Origin of the sequence: Pseudomonas sp. S30_BP2TU TE3576 (assembly GCF_050436025.1) — a bacterium.
Classification (GTDB): Bacteria; Pseudomonadota; Gammaproteobacteria; order Pseudomonadales; family Pseudomonadaceae; genus Aquipseudomonas.
The window spans coordinates 5,605,457-5,620,740 of record NZ_JBNDLK010000001.1 but is presented as its reverse complement, the minus strand read 5'-3'; the positions used below and the strand labels follow the sequence as shown (position 1 = coordinate 5,620,740).

General features: G+C 58.1%; 13 protein-coding genes. 3 read left to right on the top strand and 10 right to left on the bottom strand.

Annotated elements, in window-relative coordinates; genetic code table 11:
* Window positions 1-252: 252 nt before the first annotated feature.
* The 4 genes from ABIA48_RS25690 to ABIA48_RS25675 all read right to left on the bottom strand — a co-directional run bounded on the left by ABIA48_RS25690 (window position 253) and on the right by ABIA48_RS25675 (window position 4,194).
* On the bottom strand, window positions 253-1,731 hold the full coding sequence (locus ABIA48_RS25690; protein ID WP_429492261.1) for a DASS family sodium-coupled anion symporter: 1,479 nt from the start codon (window positions 1,729-1,731) through the stop codon (window positions 253-255).
* A gap of 54 nt (window positions 1,732-1,785) precedes the next feature.
* Window positions 1,786-2,733: a lactate/malate family dehydrogenase gene (locus tag ABIA48_RS25685; protein ID WP_429492259.1), complete on the bottom strand. Its 948-nt coding sequence runs from the start codon at window positions 2,731-2,733 to the stop codon at window positions 1,786-1,788.
* A 521-nt stretch (window positions 2,734-3,254) separates the two neighbouring features.
* Entirely contained in the window at window positions 3,255-3,689 is a 435-nt protein-coding gene (locus tag ABIA48_RS25680; protein ID WP_429492258.1) for a GFA family protein, read from the bottom strand.
* A gap of 46 nt (window positions 3,690-3,735) precedes the next feature.
* Complete coding sequence (locus ABIA48_RS25675) at window positions 3,736-4,194, bottom strand: winged helix-turn-helix transcriptional regulator (RefSeq protein WP_429492256.1); 459 nt, start codon at window positions 4,192-4,194, stop codon at window positions 3,736-3,738.
* 135 nt (window positions 4,195-4,329) lie between these two features.
* Here ABIA48_RS25675 and ABIA48_RS25670 point away from each other — a divergent pair, with 135 nt between their 5' ends.
* Entirely contained in the window at window positions 4,330-5,586 is a 1,257-nt protein-coding gene (locus tag ABIA48_RS25670; protein WP_429492254.1) for an MFS transporter, read from the top strand.
* A 94-nt stretch (window positions 5,587-5,680) separates the two neighbouring features.
* Here the strand turns inward: ABIA48_RS25670 and ABIA48_RS25665 are convergent, their stop codons facing one another.
* The 6 genes from ABIA48_RS25665 to ABIA48_RS25640 form a co-directional block, all read right to left on the bottom strand.
* On the bottom strand, window positions 5,681-6,031 hold the full coding sequence (locus ABIA48_RS25665) for a copper-binding protein (protein ID WP_429492252.1): 351 nt from the start codon (window positions 6,029-6,031) through the stop codon (window positions 5,681-5,683).
* Window positions 6,028-9,186 carry an efflux RND transporter permease subunit gene (locus ABIA48_RS25660; protein ID WP_429492250.1) on the bottom strand — a complete coding sequence of 1,053 codons (3,159 nt, stop codon included), beginning with the start codon at window positions 9,184-9,186 and terminating at the stop codon, window positions 6,028-6,030. Before ABIA48_RS25660 ends, ABIA48_RS25665 begins: the two co-directional genes overlap by 4 nt.
* A complete protein-coding gene (locus ABIA48_RS25655) occupies window positions 9,183-10,667 on the bottom strand; it encodes an efflux RND transporter periplasmic adaptor subunit (RefSeq protein WP_429492248.1) in 1,485 nt (494 codons plus the stop codon). Before ABIA48_RS25655 ends, ABIA48_RS25660 begins: the two co-directional genes overlap by 4 nt.
* Window positions 10,664-11,920: a TolC family protein gene (locus ABIA48_RS25650; RefSeq protein WP_429492246.1), complete on the bottom strand. Its 1,257-nt coding sequence runs from the start codon at window positions 11,918-11,920 to the stop codon at window positions 10,664-10,666. Before ABIA48_RS25650 ends, ABIA48_RS25655 begins: the two co-directional genes overlap by 4 nt.
* 99 nt (window positions 11,921-12,019) lie before the next feature.
* Entirely contained in the window at window positions 12,020-12,361 is a 342-nt protein-coding gene (locus ABIA48_RS25645) for a hypothetical protein (RefSeq protein WP_429492244.1), read from the bottom strand.
* A gap of 237 nt (window positions 12,362-12,598) precedes the next feature.
* On the bottom strand, window positions 12,599-12,844 hold the full coding sequence (locus tag ABIA48_RS25640; RefSeq protein ID WP_429492242.1) for a hypothetical protein: 246 nt from the start codon (window positions 12,842-12,844) through the stop codon (window positions 12,599-12,601).
* Between the two features lie 345 nt (window positions 12,845-13,189).
* Here ABIA48_RS25640 and ABIA48_RS25635 point away from each other — a divergent pair, with 345 nt between their 5' ends.
* Together ABIA48_RS25635 and ABIA48_RS25630 are read left to right on the top strand one after the other, a co-directional pair.
* A complete protein-coding gene (locus ABIA48_RS25635; protein WP_429492240.1) occupies window positions 13,190-14,512 on the top strand; it encodes a DUF1329 domain-containing protein in 1,323 nt (440 codons plus the stop codon).
* 165 nt (window positions 14,513-14,677) lie between these two features.
* Entirely contained in the window at window positions 14,678-15,163 is a 486-nt protein-coding gene (locus ABIA48_RS25630) for an adenosine-specific kinase (RefSeq protein WP_429492238.1), read from the top strand.
* Window positions 15,164-15,284 lie beyond the last annotated feature (121 nt).

Here is a 15,284-nt window from a genome sequence, read left to right as displayed (position 1 = left end):
GGGTCGATTTCTGCCCTTCACGATAGGCAGGAATCGGCCAGGAGCAGACGTTGCTTTACCATACTCCTTCACCGTAGAGGCTCTGACCTGACCCGACTGGTAACAGGTCGACGCGCGATGATTGATCCATCTCCAGTTCCTCGACTGCTGCGTATCCGTACATAGGTGTCAACAGATAGCGCACCCAGTGTCGCAACGCGGTACCGCTCTTCTCAATCAGGTGGCTGGCTACTTCTATTCTCCGGTGCCGTCTCAAACATGTCCAAGCAACTGCCACCAAAGCGGGCCGACGACCAGCCAGATAACCATGTAGATGAGGCTCATCAAGAAACCGGTCTTCCACCATTCCCCCTGGGTGACGTAACCGGCACCGAACATGACCGGCCCGGAACCGATGCCGTATTGGGTTAGACAACCGTTGACGCTGCTCAGGATGCCGAGAGCGACCGCTGCAGTGAATGGCGGGATGCCGGCAGCGACCATAAGCGCCATGCAGAGGGGAAACAGAGCACTGATATGTGCCGTGGCGCTAGCGAAGAAATAATGGATGTAGCAATAGATCGCCGCCACCAGCATATAGACAGCCAGCCTCGGGAAACCCTCCAGGTGTGCCCCGAACTCCTTGCCGAACCACGAAACCATGCCGTACTCATTGAGTTTGGAGGCCAGCATGATCAGCAGGCCGATCCAGATCATGGTGTCCCAGGCGGATTTCTCATTAAGGGCATCCTGCCAGGTCAGTACGCCAGTGATGAACAGCAACGAGACACCGAGAGCCGCCGCCAGCGTCGCTCCGATTTTCAGATCCTCACCGAAAATCCAAAGCACCAGCAAGCCAACGAAGATCACCGCCATGATGATTTCCTTGGCCGAGATGGGCCCCATTGCTACGAGTTCTCTCTGTGCCAGGGCCTTCGCATCGGGTGTCTGGCGAATCTGCGGCCGGACAATCCACAGCAAGGCTACCGGAATGAGGGCAAGGCACAGCAAACCGGGAACTGATGCTGCCACCGCCCATTCGAGCCAACTGATTGAGACGCCTTGGTCTGCGGCCATCTTGACGGCCAGGGGATTTCCTGCCATCGCCGTGATGAACATGCCTGCGGTGATGATGTTGGCGTGGAAGGCACAGAGGATCAGATAGTTCCCCACCTTGCCGCGCGATTCAGGGTCATCGGCATGGCTGCCGAGGACCTCCGACATCGCTCGGGTAATCGGCAGCATCACCCCACCGGCGCGAGCGGTGATGCTGGGCATGGCGGGCGAGATCAGGAGTTCAGTCATGACCAGTCCATAACCCAGCCCCAGGGTTCGCTTGCCCAGCAGCCGCATGAACAGGAGTGCGATGCGGTGCCCCAGTCCTGTCTTGATCACGCCTCGGGAGATAAAGAAGGCGAGCATCACCAGCCAGACGAGGTCCGTCCCCGTGGATTTGGTGACGTCGGCAAAGGACACGACGCCAACCAGCACGCCCACCGTGGCGCTGATGATGGCTACCGCCGACATCGGAAGAGGGGCGGTCATGATGCCGGCGATGGTGGCGACGAACACGGCGAACATGTGCCACGCCTTCACGTCGAGGCCAGCCGGCGCCGGCAGGAACCAGAGGACGATACCCATGCCCACCGGGACGAGAAATTTCCAGACATTACTGAGATGCCCTTCCGATGGCGTCGGTTTCGTCGTGGCTGGGCTTGCAGGTTGCGAATCCTTTGCGGGTAATACAGCCATGATATAAACCTCTTGGCGGCACTGTTCGGTTTATTCAGAGCGTGCGCAATTTCCCTAACGGGCGAGAAGCACGCTGTCGGTTGCCTCTTTGACGATGCACGCACTGCGCTGCAAGGCCTCGCGCTCGATGGGGCCGAGTTCCGGATAAGCCAGTAACTGCGCACCTCTGCCATTGACCACCATCGGCAGCGACAAACACACCTCCGGTACGCCTTCGACTTCAGCATGCACGACAGCGACCGGCAGAATGAGATCGGTGTTATGTACGATGGCCTGGCAAATTCGCCCAATCGCACTGGCGACTCCATAGTGGGTGGCGCCCTTGCCTTCCTTGATGAGCGTGGCTGCCTCGTGCACGGAGCGCAGGATCAAATCGCGGCTGGCAGGCCCCAACTCTTTACCGCTCCTGATCAGGAACATATCGAGGGGCATTCCGGAGACCGTCGCGCCGGACCAGTCGATCACCGCGGATTCGCCGTGTTCGCCGAGAACGTAGGCGTGAATCGCAGGCGCCACGACGCCCAGCCGCTCGGAGAGCAGCGATCGCAGTCGCCCGGTATCGAGGGAGGTGCCGGTGCTGATAACGCGCTCGCGCGCGCAACGCAGGCGGTCAAAAACGACACTGGTCAACACATCGCAGGGGTTGGTCGCGATTACGTAGATCGCATCTGGGGCCAACGGTGCAGTGCGATCCACAACTTCCGCTGCAATGGCCGCATTGGTTCTGGCCAAGTCCAGACGAGTCTGCCCTTGCTTCAGACCTACACCAGCGGTGATTACGATGATGTCCGCGTCGCGTGCGTTCTCGTAATCACCGGCATAGAAGCGATTGTGCCCCCAGAATGCTGCTGCATGGGTGAGGTCCAGCGTCTGCCCTTCGGCCCGTACTCGCGCGACATCGATGATGACGATCTCGGCGCTCGGAATAGCCACGGCCGCAAACAGGGCTGCTGATCCGCCAACCAATCCTGCACCGACGATTACGATCTTGGGTTGCCGCATCGCATGCCTCCCGTCGCGCCAGGAGAATTGGACACCTGAACCAGGCATCCGCCAGTGGACAGTCAACCTTGAAGTGGCGCGAAACCTACATGAGCCGACAGCCTGACTACTCGGGCCGGCTCTCAATCGATTTCGTTACACACATCTTTTGCGTAATTATTGAACAGCGCACTCGCCCCCAAGGGTCCAAGGGGGTGTCCTTCAAGGCGAGCGAGCCAAAAAACGGAAAATTTTCAACAGGCTTTGTTAACGGCTAGCCGCACATGGCGAGCTCCTCATTGGGAACTGGCAAGAAAAGAGTAGTTCAACATCGACTGGGTGCATGCCCGTAAATTTTGGAATAATCGAACGCCAGGGTTTTCCGGGTAATCGTAACGATCACGGTAGGGATGGTGATTAGGCTAGCGTGAGGCCCAATCGGAACAGCCGGGCTTGTATATCGAGCAGTTTTTCGGGGTAGTTGTATGCCATGCGATCCCTCCAGGCTTCCCATTCGTCCCTATGCCGACCAGGCCCTTGAGTCAATCAATGCTGACCTGAAGTTCCTGCAAAAGAAATTCAAGTGAATCCGGGGCTGCGCGATGACTTCTTTCCGAGCGTTGCTCATCCCATGGCATAGCGTCATCGGTGCAGAAATCTCCAACACACTCCATGCTCAGCTCACCATCGAGAAGTCCAAGCGGAATCCAGTAGTAAGGCGTCTCGCGCAGAGCATTAGGCACGGTCGAGCCACATCCAGAGCAAAAGTCATTTCTGTACCCGCTGGCTTTGCGCCAACTGGTGATTGCACCCTGCCCTTCTTCCCATCGAAAGTCGCTGGATTTGACCAGCGTGGCGAGGTTATGGCCGACCCCGGTTTGCTTGCGGCATAAGGTGCAATGGCAGCGATAATAAAATCCTGGTTCAACCCCCAGGGAAAAACGTACAGCCCCGCAAAGACATTGTCCTGATGCCATGGATACCTCCTTTGAAGAACGATTCATCGGTAATTTTTTGATTGATTCACGGCTCGCCTGCAACAAGTCTGACTCTGTGGCAATCGGAGGGTCCGAGCTTTTGACCGCTCGAGGAGCGAACTTCAATCGGCATCAGAGGCTGGCCGAGTTCATTGTCCAACAACACAGAACGCGTCTCTTGCCGCTTGAACAGGAAACGCTCGCCCCACTGCCTCATGCTGACCACAACCGGAAATATCTCACGTCCTTTGTCCGTAAGGACGTACTCCTTGTAGGCACTTCCGTCTGATGCCGGTCGAACGTCGAATACACCGACTTCAACCAAGGTTTTCAGTCGCGATGCCAGAATATTTTTGGCCACCCCCAAGCTCTTCTGAAATTCGCTGAATCGGCGAATGTCGTCAAACGCGTCGCGGATGATCATGAGCGACCATCGATCCCCAATGACCTCCAGTGTTCTTGCTACCGGGCATTCGGTGCTTTGCGATGAAGCGTCTTCAACCATTGTATTTACCTTTTGGATAAGGACTGCCAAGTCTATCGTTCAACCCCGAGGAATGTGGTTGCAATTTGAAACCTTATGCGACAACAATCGAATCAAGTTTTTAATTGAAACCAGTTTAACGCCACGGAGGCTCACATGACAGCAGAGACCGACTCAATCACCCAACCTTCAGCCAGGCATGCCAATAGCGGAGAGATCAGCAATGCAGCCCGGTCTCCGGGGCTTTCTCCATCACTCACGCTTTTATTTTCTGTCACCTGCGCGCTCGCGGTCGCCAACGTTTACTTCGCACAACCGCTACTCGATTCAATGGCTCAGAGCCTGGATGTAGCCACTTCGATGATTGGGGTTGTGGTGACGGCGACTCAGGTGGGTTACGCGTTGGGGTTGCTGTTCATCGTTCCTCTGGGCGACTTGTTAAACCGAAAGTGGCTGATTCTGACCCAAGTGCTGTTGTCTGCGGTTGCGTTGGCAGGGGCCGGCGCCGCACAGCACTGGCTGACCCTGTTGGCAGCCATGATCGCTGTGGGCTTGTTGGCAGTGGTGGTTCAAGTGTTGGTGGCCTATACCGCCGTGTTGGCAACGCCGTCACAACGTGGACAAGCTGTAGGAACCGTCACCAGCGGTATTGTCCTGGGCATTCTTCTGGCGCGGTTTACCTCCGGGTTGATTGCCGATCTGGCGGGCTGGCGCGCCGTCTATTTCGTGTCCTCAGGATTGATGCTGATCATCGCGGCGGTGTTCTGCAAAGTGCTTCCTCCCGTCGTATCACCACACAATCAATACACCTACCCAGCGCTCATCCGCTCGCTGTTCATGCTGTTCATCACCGAACCGGTGTTGCGGATCAGAGGCCTGCTGGCCTTACTGATCTTTGCCGCTTTTTCCGTGCTATGGACCTCTATGGTCCTGCCGTTAAGCGCCCCGCCACTGTCGCTTTCGCATACGGCCATTGGCATGTTTGGCTTGGCCGGCGTCGCCGGTGCCCTGGCTGCCAGAAGATCCGGTCGCTGGGCCGATCAAGGTTTCGGGCAACGCGTGACCGGCATTTCCCTGGCGATCCTGACGCTTTCCTGGTTGCCCATCAGTTATGCCGAGACGTCGCTGATCGCGCTGGTGTGTGGAGTCATCGTGCTCGACTTCGCGGTGCAAGCCGTGCACGTCACAAACCAGAGCCTCATCTTTGCTGCACGACCCGACGCCCAAAGTCGCATGGTCGGTGCCTATATGTGCTTTTACTCGGTAGGCAGCGCGCTGGGTGCCGCGGCCGCGACGCAGGTTTATGCGCTATGGGGCTGGAGTGCAGTCAGCCTGCTGGGTGCGTTGATAAGTGCGACTGCCTTGGTCCTGTGGTTTCTCACGATTGCAGCCCTTCGAGGATGGCGGTCATGACAATACCGATGTGGATGCTGCCGAGGTTGGCGAGTAGATCCATTGGTAATGACCGGCACGACAAAGCGTGTCGGTCATTTTCACCACTGTCGTTTCACTTTTGAATAGACACAATCGTGGCTTTGCCGCCCTCTAGCCGAAAGGAAAACGCTACGCGGTCTCCGGCCGTCAGCCCTGTCAGTTGGTCTTCCGTTACGGAGAAGGCCATGGTCATCGGTGGCCATTGCACGGCTGGTACAGCGCCGTGAGAGATGGTCACCGTATGCTTCGTCGTATCGATAGCCTTGATCGTTCCGTTGGCGTTGGCCACTGGAGTCTGCTTTGTTTCCTGCTTCATCTGCATGCCTTCCATGCCGTCCATTTTCATGCCCGGCATGTCTTCTGCCAGGGCCGAAAGAGACAGCGTAACGAGGGTGCCTGCAACGGCGATCCGGATCAGTTTCATATGACTTTTCCTTGGTGGTGAGTGGGTTCAGCAATCAGGTGTCGGCGGCGCATCAGGCGATAGGCTGCCGGAATGACAAACAGGGAAAGCAAGGGGGCCGTGACCATACCGCCGACCATGGGCGCGGCGATGCGGCTCATCACCTCGCTGCCGGTTCCGCTGCCCAGCAGGATGGGTAACAGACCCGCAATGATCACGGCGACGGTCATGGCCTTGGGGCGAACGCGCTGCACAGCGCCTTCGCGAATCGCTGCCAGCAACCCGCGCTCAGTGCTGTCGCCAAGGTCTTCACGTTCGGCCCAGGCATTCTTCAAATAGAGCAGCATGATGACGCCAAACTCGGCAGAAACACCGGCCAGCGCGATAAAACCGACCCCCGTGGCCACCGACAGATTGAACCCCAACAGGTAGAGGAACCACGCCCCTCCCGTCAGTGCAAACGGCAGAGTGGCCATGATCAACAAGGCCTCATCGAAGCGAGCGAACGTCAGGTAGAGCAACACGAAGATGATCAACAGCGTGGCAGGCACCACCAGTTTCAGGCGTGCGTTTGCCCTTTCGAGAAACTCGAACTGCCCCGAGTAGCTCAGGCTCATGCCTGGCTGCAACTTGACCTGTTGATTGACGACTCGACGCAGATCGGCGACCACCGAGGCAATGTCCCGACCTCGCACATCGATGTACACCCAGCCTGAAGGACGCGCGTTCTCGCTCTTGAGCATCGGCGGACCGTCCGTAATCTTGATCTTTGCCACTGTGCCGAGGGTGATCTGGCTGCCTGACGAGGTGTAGATCGGCAATTGCTCCAAGGCACCTGGCGAGTCGCGCCACTCACGTGGATAACGTACGTTGATCGGGAAACGCGCAAGCCCTTCAATGGTCTCCCCTACGTTTTCACCCCCTATGGCACCGGCCACGATGGATTGCACATCGGCGATGTTCAGCCCATAGCGGGCGGCGGCCTTGCGGTCGATGTCCACGTCTATATAGCGACCACCGGTCAGGCGCTCGGCCAGAGCCGAACTGACACCGGGCACATCTTTGGCCACCCGCTCGACCGCCTGAGTCACGGCATCGATCTCCGTCAGGTTGGTGCCGGCAACCTTCACACCGATGGGGCTCTTGATCCCCGTAGCCAGCATGTCGATACGGTTGCGAATCGGCGGTATCCAGATGTTGGTCAAACCAGGAACGCGCACCACGCGATCCAGTTCTTCCACCAGTTTTTCCTGGGTCATGCCTGGTCGCCATTGCTCCTGCGGCTTGAACTGAATGGTGGTTTCGAACATTTCCAGTGGCGCCGGGTCTGTCGCGGTTTCGGCACGGCCAGCTTTACCGAAGACGTGTTCGACCTCTGGAACGGTCTTGATCAAGCGATCGGTCTGTTGCAGCAGTTGCGCCGCTTTCTGCGCCGACAATCCCGGCAGGGCCGATGGCATATAGAGCAGGTCGCCCTCGTCCAACGCCGGGAGAAACTCGCCACCCAGGCGAGACATTGGCCATAGCGCGCTGACAAAAACCAGCAGCGCCACCAGCAGCGTGATCCTGGGTCGACGCAAGACGGCGTCCAGGGCTGGCTGGTAGATCCTGATCAACCAGCGGTTCAACGGGTTCTGTTGTTCACTGGGAATCCGTCCGCGAATCCAGTAGCCCATGAGCACGGGCACCAGGGTCACTGACAATCCCGCCGCTGCGGCCATGGCATAGGTTTTGGTGAAAGCCAGTGGACCGAACAGCCGCCCCTCTTGTGCTTCCAGGGTGAACACCGGAATGAACGACAGGGTGATGATCAACAAACAGAAGAACAGTGCCGGCCCTACCTCTGCCGCCGCTTCGGTCATTACATGCCAATGACGTTCGCCCCTCAGCTCCTCTCCTGGATTGGCCACGTGCCAGGCCTCAATCTTCTTGTGGGCGTTCTCGATCATCACCACGGCGGCATCGACCATGGCACCGATGGCGATGGCTATCCCGCCCAGGGACATGATGTTGGCGTTGATTCCCTGGTAGCGCATGACGATGAAGGCAATCAGCACCCCCACCGGCAGCGAAATGATTGCCACAAGGGATGAGCGCAAGTGCCAGAGAAAGACCCCGCAGACCAACGCGACGACGATGAACTCTTCGATCAGCTTGTGACCGAGGTTTTCCACCGCGCGGTCGATCAGCTTGCTGCGGTCGTAAGTGGGGACGACTTCCACTCCGGCCGGCAAACTGCTTTTCAGTTCGTCGAGCCTGGTCTTGACTGCTGCAATGGTCTCGCGAGCGTTCTTGCCGCTGCGCAATATCACCACGCCGCCGACCGTCTCGCCTTCGCCGTCGAGCTCGGAGATGCCGCGCCGCATTTCCGGTCCCAACTGAATCGTGGCGACATCGCCAAGGGTCACCGGCACACTCCCCGACCCCAACTTGAGCGGGATCGCGCGAAAGTCATTGAGCGTCTTCAGGTAGCCGGAAGCCCGCACGATGAACTCGGTCTCCGCCATCTCCAGTACGGCCCCTCCGGTTTCCTGGTTGGCTTTGCCGATAGCGTCGCTCACCTCTGCCAGAGTGATGCCAAGACTGGCCAGCTTGAGCGGATCAAGTTGCACCTGGTACTGCTTGACCATGCCACCCACCGTTGCCACTTCCGCAACGTTCGGCAAAGTCTTGAGTTCAAACTTCAAGAACCAGTCCTGCAATGCGCGCAATTGCGCCAGGTCGTGTCCGCCACTGCGATCTACCAGTGCGTACTGATAGATCCAGCCGACGCCCGTCGCATCCGGCCCCAACGCCGGTTTGGCGCTGGCCGGCAAGCGACTTTGTATCTGGCTCAGGTATTCCAGCACACGCGACCGGGCCCAGTACAAGTCAGTACCGTCTTCGAACAGCACATAGACAAAGCTGTCGCCAAAGAAGGAATAACCACGCACGGTCTTGGCGCCCGGTACCGAGAGCATGGTGGTGGCCAACGGGTAGGTCACCTGGTTTTCGACAATCTGCGGCGCTTGTCCCGGATAAGGGGTGCGGATGATCACTTGCACATCGGAGAGATCCGGCAGCGCATCAATGGGTGTGCTTTGCACTGACCAGAGACCCCAGGCCGTGACGAACAAGGTCGCCAACAGCACGAGGAATCGGTTGGCTACCGACCAACGAATCAGGGCAGCGATCATGGTTGGCTCCCCGATTTTTCCAGGCGTTCGACACGCAAACCGTCATCCGTCTGGCTCACCGCAACCCGAACCTTGTCGCCCGGTTTGAGCCCCTGCCTCAGCGCCGGACTGGCGAGTGGGAACGTCATCGTCATGCCAGGCATGCCCAGTGTCTTGAAGGGGCCATGGGCGAGTGTGACTTCTTTGTCGTTGATCTCGACGATCTGCCCATCCGCCTCATGCAAACCGGGGGCTGCTGCATTGGGTGCTGACTCTTCCTGCGAGCTTGCAACAATGCCCTTGAGACTGGCTTCCGAGTCGAGCAGAAACTGGCCGGACGTAACAACCTTCTGGCCTTCTTCCAGCCCCTTCAGTATCGCCGTCTTGCCATCGCTTTCCTGCCCGGGCTGCACCTCCACCGGACGGTATCGACCGACGTCTTCGGCAAGCATCACCAAGGCACGTCGGCCAGTGCGAATGACCGCCTCGCTCGGCACCCACAACACACCGTTCTCAGTCGAGCGGCTCAGGCGTACCTGCGCGGTCAAACCCGGCCTGAGGCGCCCGTCCGGATTGGGCAGTTCCACCCGCACGCGAAGGGTGCGACTGTCCGGATTGGTCTCGGGCAAAATCGCGCTGACTTCGCCACTGAGTATTTTCCCGGGGAAGGCCGGCAGACGCGCTTCGACCGCCTGCCCCACGGTGATAGATCCGGCATCCGATTCGGGAACTGCCACGGCTAGCCAGACACTACTCAGGCCATTGACGCGGGCCAGAGTCTCGCCAGCCGCCACGGTCATACCGGCACGTATATTCAGTTCTTGCAGCACACCGCCAATGGGGCTGGTGAGCGTCAGGTAGGGCTGAACCTTACCGCCACGCTCTACCTGAGTAATCAGTGTTGCCGGCATCCCTGTGAGCCGCAGTCGCTGGCGGGCGGCAGCCAACAGCTCAGCATCACCGTTGCGCCTGAGGGCAACGAACTCTGTCTGGGCGGCGGCCCATTCCGGCACCAGGATATCCGCCAACGGCGCATTGGCCTTGAGCACATCACCGGGAGCATGGGCATAGACCCGTTCCACGAAACCCGCTGTGCGTGCCTGGATCACCGCGACATCACGTTCGTTGAACGCCAGGACACCGCTCACCTCGAGGCTGGAGTCAAAGATGCCACGGGTGACTGTGGCAAAGCGCAGACCGAGATTCTGGCTCAGACCTGGATCGATACTGACGGAAGCACGATCCCCCGCGCCGCTGGCGTACTGAGGAACCAGTTGCATGTCCATGAAGGGAGACTTACCCGGCTTATCGAACTTTTGCTGCGGGTACATGGGGTCATACCAGTACAGAACCTTGCGTTCATCCGGTGAATCAGGGCCCTTCTCCGGGGCGGTCACGGGTACTGTGCTCACACGCTGTTGAGCGAACCAGTATCCACCGGCACCCCCCAAGGCCAGCGAGATGCCTACCAGTAATGCTCCACTCCATTTTTTAAGGATCATTGGCTGGACTCCCCATAAGCAAAATACAGACGCGCACTGCTCAGCGCCCGCTGCTCTTCCGCGTCGATCTGCTTGAGTCGCGCCTCGATGAGTTCACGTCGGGCGGCAACCACGGCGCTCAATTCGCCTTTACCGGCACGGTAACTGGCCATGCTGAGTTCTACCTTTTCCCTGGCCAGCGGCACCAGGCTTTCCTGGTTTCGGCGCACAGCACGATTCAGACGCTCATAGTCAGCCAGTTCGCTCTCCAGTTGCTGGGTATGCTCGCGGACCAGGGCCTCGCGTTCGGCCTCAAGCTGACCGAGTTCAGCCTGTTGAGCTGCAATTTTGGGGTTTTGGCGAGTGTCAGGAAACAGCGGCAGGTCCCATGAAAGCTGCACGCTGACCATGTCGCCAAACTCACGGCCACGGTGCTGGTAATCCAGTTCCCAGCTCCAGTCCGACTGCTTCTGCGTTTCTGCTTCCCGCACCTTGGCTTGTGCTTCGCGGGTCATCGGCGCATAGGCTGCCAACTCTGGATGGTGTTGCAGCTTATGGGAATAGTCTGAGGTATCGACAGGCCATTCAGGCAAGCGGCCCACAGGTTTGTCGTTAGCGGCGGCGCCAATCCAGCGCTTGAGGGCTGCCCGGGCCTGTGATCTCTGTCGAATCAGATCGTCCTGCTGCTCTGCCAGTTGAGCCGCTTCCTGCTTGGGCGTTACCGCATCGGCGGGTTGAGCTCGGCCACCGGCAATCCTGGCGCGGACGGTCTCGGCCAACAGGCGGTTTTCTTTGTAGAAGTCCTGGAACAGCGCATCTTTACGTTCAATTGAAAAGCTGCTGATCCAGGCCAATGCGGTGGACTGGCGAACGTTCAATCGCTCAACGCGACGCTCCGCAGATGCTCGATCCACAGCCGCATCGGCAACTTCAATGCGCGCTTTGCGCTTGGCGCTGTTCGGCATTTCTTGTCTGACCCCGACCATTTGCATGGTCATGAAGTCCTGGTCGATGCTCCAGCGATCAGGACCACCCACGGGGTAGTTCTGCACCCCCAGTAGCAGCTTTGGGTCAGGCAGTTCACCGGCTGGAATGGCTGCGCTGCTGGCAGCCTGAATTTTGGCGTCTTGGGCGGTCAGCGACGGCGCATTGGTTTCGGCAAGTCGCAACGCTTCATCGAGCGTCAATGCGGCGGCGAGGCTCGGCAATGCCAGTACGCTTGCCGCCAGGCCGGCCACAAGGGACCAACCTGTGCAATAGCACTTGGAGTTCATGTTTACGATTCCTGTAATCATCCACTGCACGCGTCAAAAGACATGCGCACAGCCAGTCCATCCCGCTAATGCGGAATAAGGCTCAATGGAGTGCAGGAATCAAACGCGAGGGGGTCGCCATACCCCGGACGGGGTTTGTACGGGCAGGGAGTCGCTGAAAAAGGAAATCACTTCGGGGCGGAAGATCGTCACAGGAGGTTTGAGGATCGAGACTTGCAGCATCCCTCCCGTCTTGCATTCCTGGCCCGGCTTACAAGGCTTGCCGTGCTCGGAAGGACTTTTCATATCGTTGCAGCAGTCCATCCCCATGTCGTCCATCATCGCCATGCCCATCGTCTTCATCGGGCACGGTTCTGCCGCTGCCTGAACGCCCGCCATCCCGCTGAGGGGAAGCGCCAGGCTAAGCATGAAAATGAGGAAAAACCGCAGATAGCGTTTCATGGGCAGTAGTGTAGTCGGCGCAAATCGTACAAACAATCGGTTGAACACACGTTCCCGGCTGCCTTACGCATCCGGGAACGTGCGATCTCATCGAATCAGAATTAAGCCAGCATTACCGAAAAACAACGCCTCGCCGCACCGTCGTCCTATGCCATTGCTACCAGGCAAACGAGGTCGTTCCGGTAGTGGGCGCGGAAGCTGATCAAACAATCCCCACCTTACCAGGACGCTGATGCATCAGTCGTCGTTGTCGTCGCGATCGCGGTAGCGACGGTGATCGCGATCATAGTCGCGTCGATCATAGTCACGATGATCATATTGACGGTTATAGCCTTGATCATCGTCATCCCCTTGGTAGTAACCACGTCGATGATCATGGTTGTGATATCCGCCGTACCTTTCTCCATCATCCCAGTGAGGGGCGCAGCCTCCCAACAGGACGGAGCTGAAAATAGCCAGGATCATGATGATTGCGCGATTCATAGGAAGGTCCTAAACGTTAGAGATTTGGAAGGGGTATGGCTGCTCGAAGTTTTCATCCGGGCAGCGCTTAGCCGTATGGTTATGACCATTTAGTAACCTAATGATTCCTCAGGGAAATACAGCCAAACGATGGTCACGCTCACCTGCCGTGCCCACGGGGGAGTTCCGGGCCTGTCATGAATAGCCAAGAGACTGTCGTCGAATGAAAAGCGCCCCCGACACGGGGGCTCTTTAATGGCAGTACTGAAAAAGCCTCTGGCGATTGAACCGGTCTGGTTGGCCTTTGAGCCGACAGATGCGCCTGAGTCACGAGTTGCCTGGTACGCCAGGCAGGAGAATAACAATATGAAATTCGTGAAAAGTGTTTTGGCTGCCCCACTCTTCATGGCGCTGGCCATTGATGCTCAAGCCTATGTATCGAGTCAGGAAGCCGCCCGGCTGGGCACCAGCCTGACGTTGATGGGTGCCGAAAAAACCGGCAATGCCGATGGCTCCATTCCGCCCTACAACGGTGGCCTGACCACTGCCCCGGCCAGCTTCAAGGCCGGCGACAGCATGCGCCCGGACCCCTTTGCGGGCGAAAAACCGTTGCTGGTGATCAACGGCAAGAACGTCGATTCGTACAAAGGCATGCTGACCGCCACCACCGTAGCGTTGGCCAAACGCTACCCCGGCTACCGCATCGACGTGTATCCAACCCACCGCACCGCATCGCTCCCCCAGGCGATACTGGACAACAGTCGCATTAATGCCACCAACGCCAAGTCCCTCAACGGCGGGATAGCCATCGACAATGTCATGCCCGGAGTGCCATTCCCGATCCCGCAATCAGGCGCCGAAGCGATGTGGAACTTCCTGCTGCGCTACCAGGGTGTCAACATCCACTCCAAGTACGACTCCTGGAACGTCGACTCGGCGGGGGTGCCGAGCCTGGCTGTCACCGGCGAGGCATTCGTCTCCTTCCCGATTTACGAGAACCTGTCGAAGCCCTTCAACAACTCCGACATTTACCATCAGTTGAAACTGTCCTATACGGGACCTGCGCGCCGGGCCGGTGAGTCGATCATGCTCAAGAACGCCAGCAACCCGGTGCAGTATCCTGGCCGTGCCTGGCAGTACATGCCTGCCCAGCGCCGCGTCAAACAGATTTCGATCCTGGCCTACGACACACCCAACCCCGGTACCGCCCGAGCACTCGAGCTGTATGACTGGACGCTGGTGGGCAAGCAAGAAATGATCGTGCCCTACAACACCTACAAACTGACCTACGTCCGCGATGCAAAATCGCTGACCACGCCAAATTTCATTGCCCCGGATTTCGTACGCTGGGAAAAGCACCGGGTCTACGTCGTGGAGGGCAACCTCAAACCCGGGGCAAAGCACATCTACCAGAAACGCCGCTTTTACCTGGATGAAGATACCTGGGCCGCCCTGGCCTCCGATCAGTACGACACCAGTGGCCAGCTTTACCGTGGCTCCTTCGCATTCTTCAGCCAGAGCTATGACCAGCAGGTCCCGGATGCCACCCCTTTCATGACGTATGACCTGTCGCTTGGCACCTATAACATCAATGGCGTGGTAGGCCCGCATGGCGGCATCCACTACATCGAGCCGCTTTCGACGGCGCAGTGGGTGCCGGAGACCATGGCAGGTACCGGCATTCGCTAGGTCCACCGCGATACACCCCCCAATCCCGCATGACCGATCAATCACAAATCCCCCGGTTGGATCCACAGCCAGAAGCAGTCAGTGGACGGAGCAATAACAAATGAGTAGCTATGCTTGGTTTGTTGCCAGACTCTGCTAGCAACATCGTGGAAGGAGGCGTTTGAGATGCAACTCATCACGTTGAAAATCGAAAAGCCGGATGCGACGAACTTCATTTTGGGTCAGACGCACTTCATCAAGTCCGTCGAGGACATCCACGAAGCGCTGGTTAATGCCGTGCCAGGTATCCAGTTTGGCGTGGCCTTTTGTGAGGCCTCTGGCAAATGCCTGGTGCGATGGTCTGGCACCGATACCTCAATGATTGAACTGGCGCAGAAGAATGCGAAAGCCATCGCCGCCGGCCATAGCTTCATCATTTTCCTGGGCGACGGTTTCTATCCGCTGAACGTGTTGAACACCATAAAAATGGTTCCAGAGGTATGCCGTATTTTTTGTGCAACAGCCAATCCAACCGAAGTGATTCTCGCTGAGACGGAACAAGGGCGAGCGATCCTGGGCGTAGTGGACGGTTTTTGTGCCAATGACATTGAAGGCGATGAAGACATCCTGTGGCGCAAAAACCTGTTGCGACAGATTGGCTACAAGCTGTGAATTGCAGAGCGGCAGAGGTCTGCCCGGAGCCGGGACTGGATCGAAACAGCAAAACCTGGAACGACGGGTGAGCCATCACTCAGGCTGCAGCTATTAATTCCATTGGTTATGCGTGTGAGGC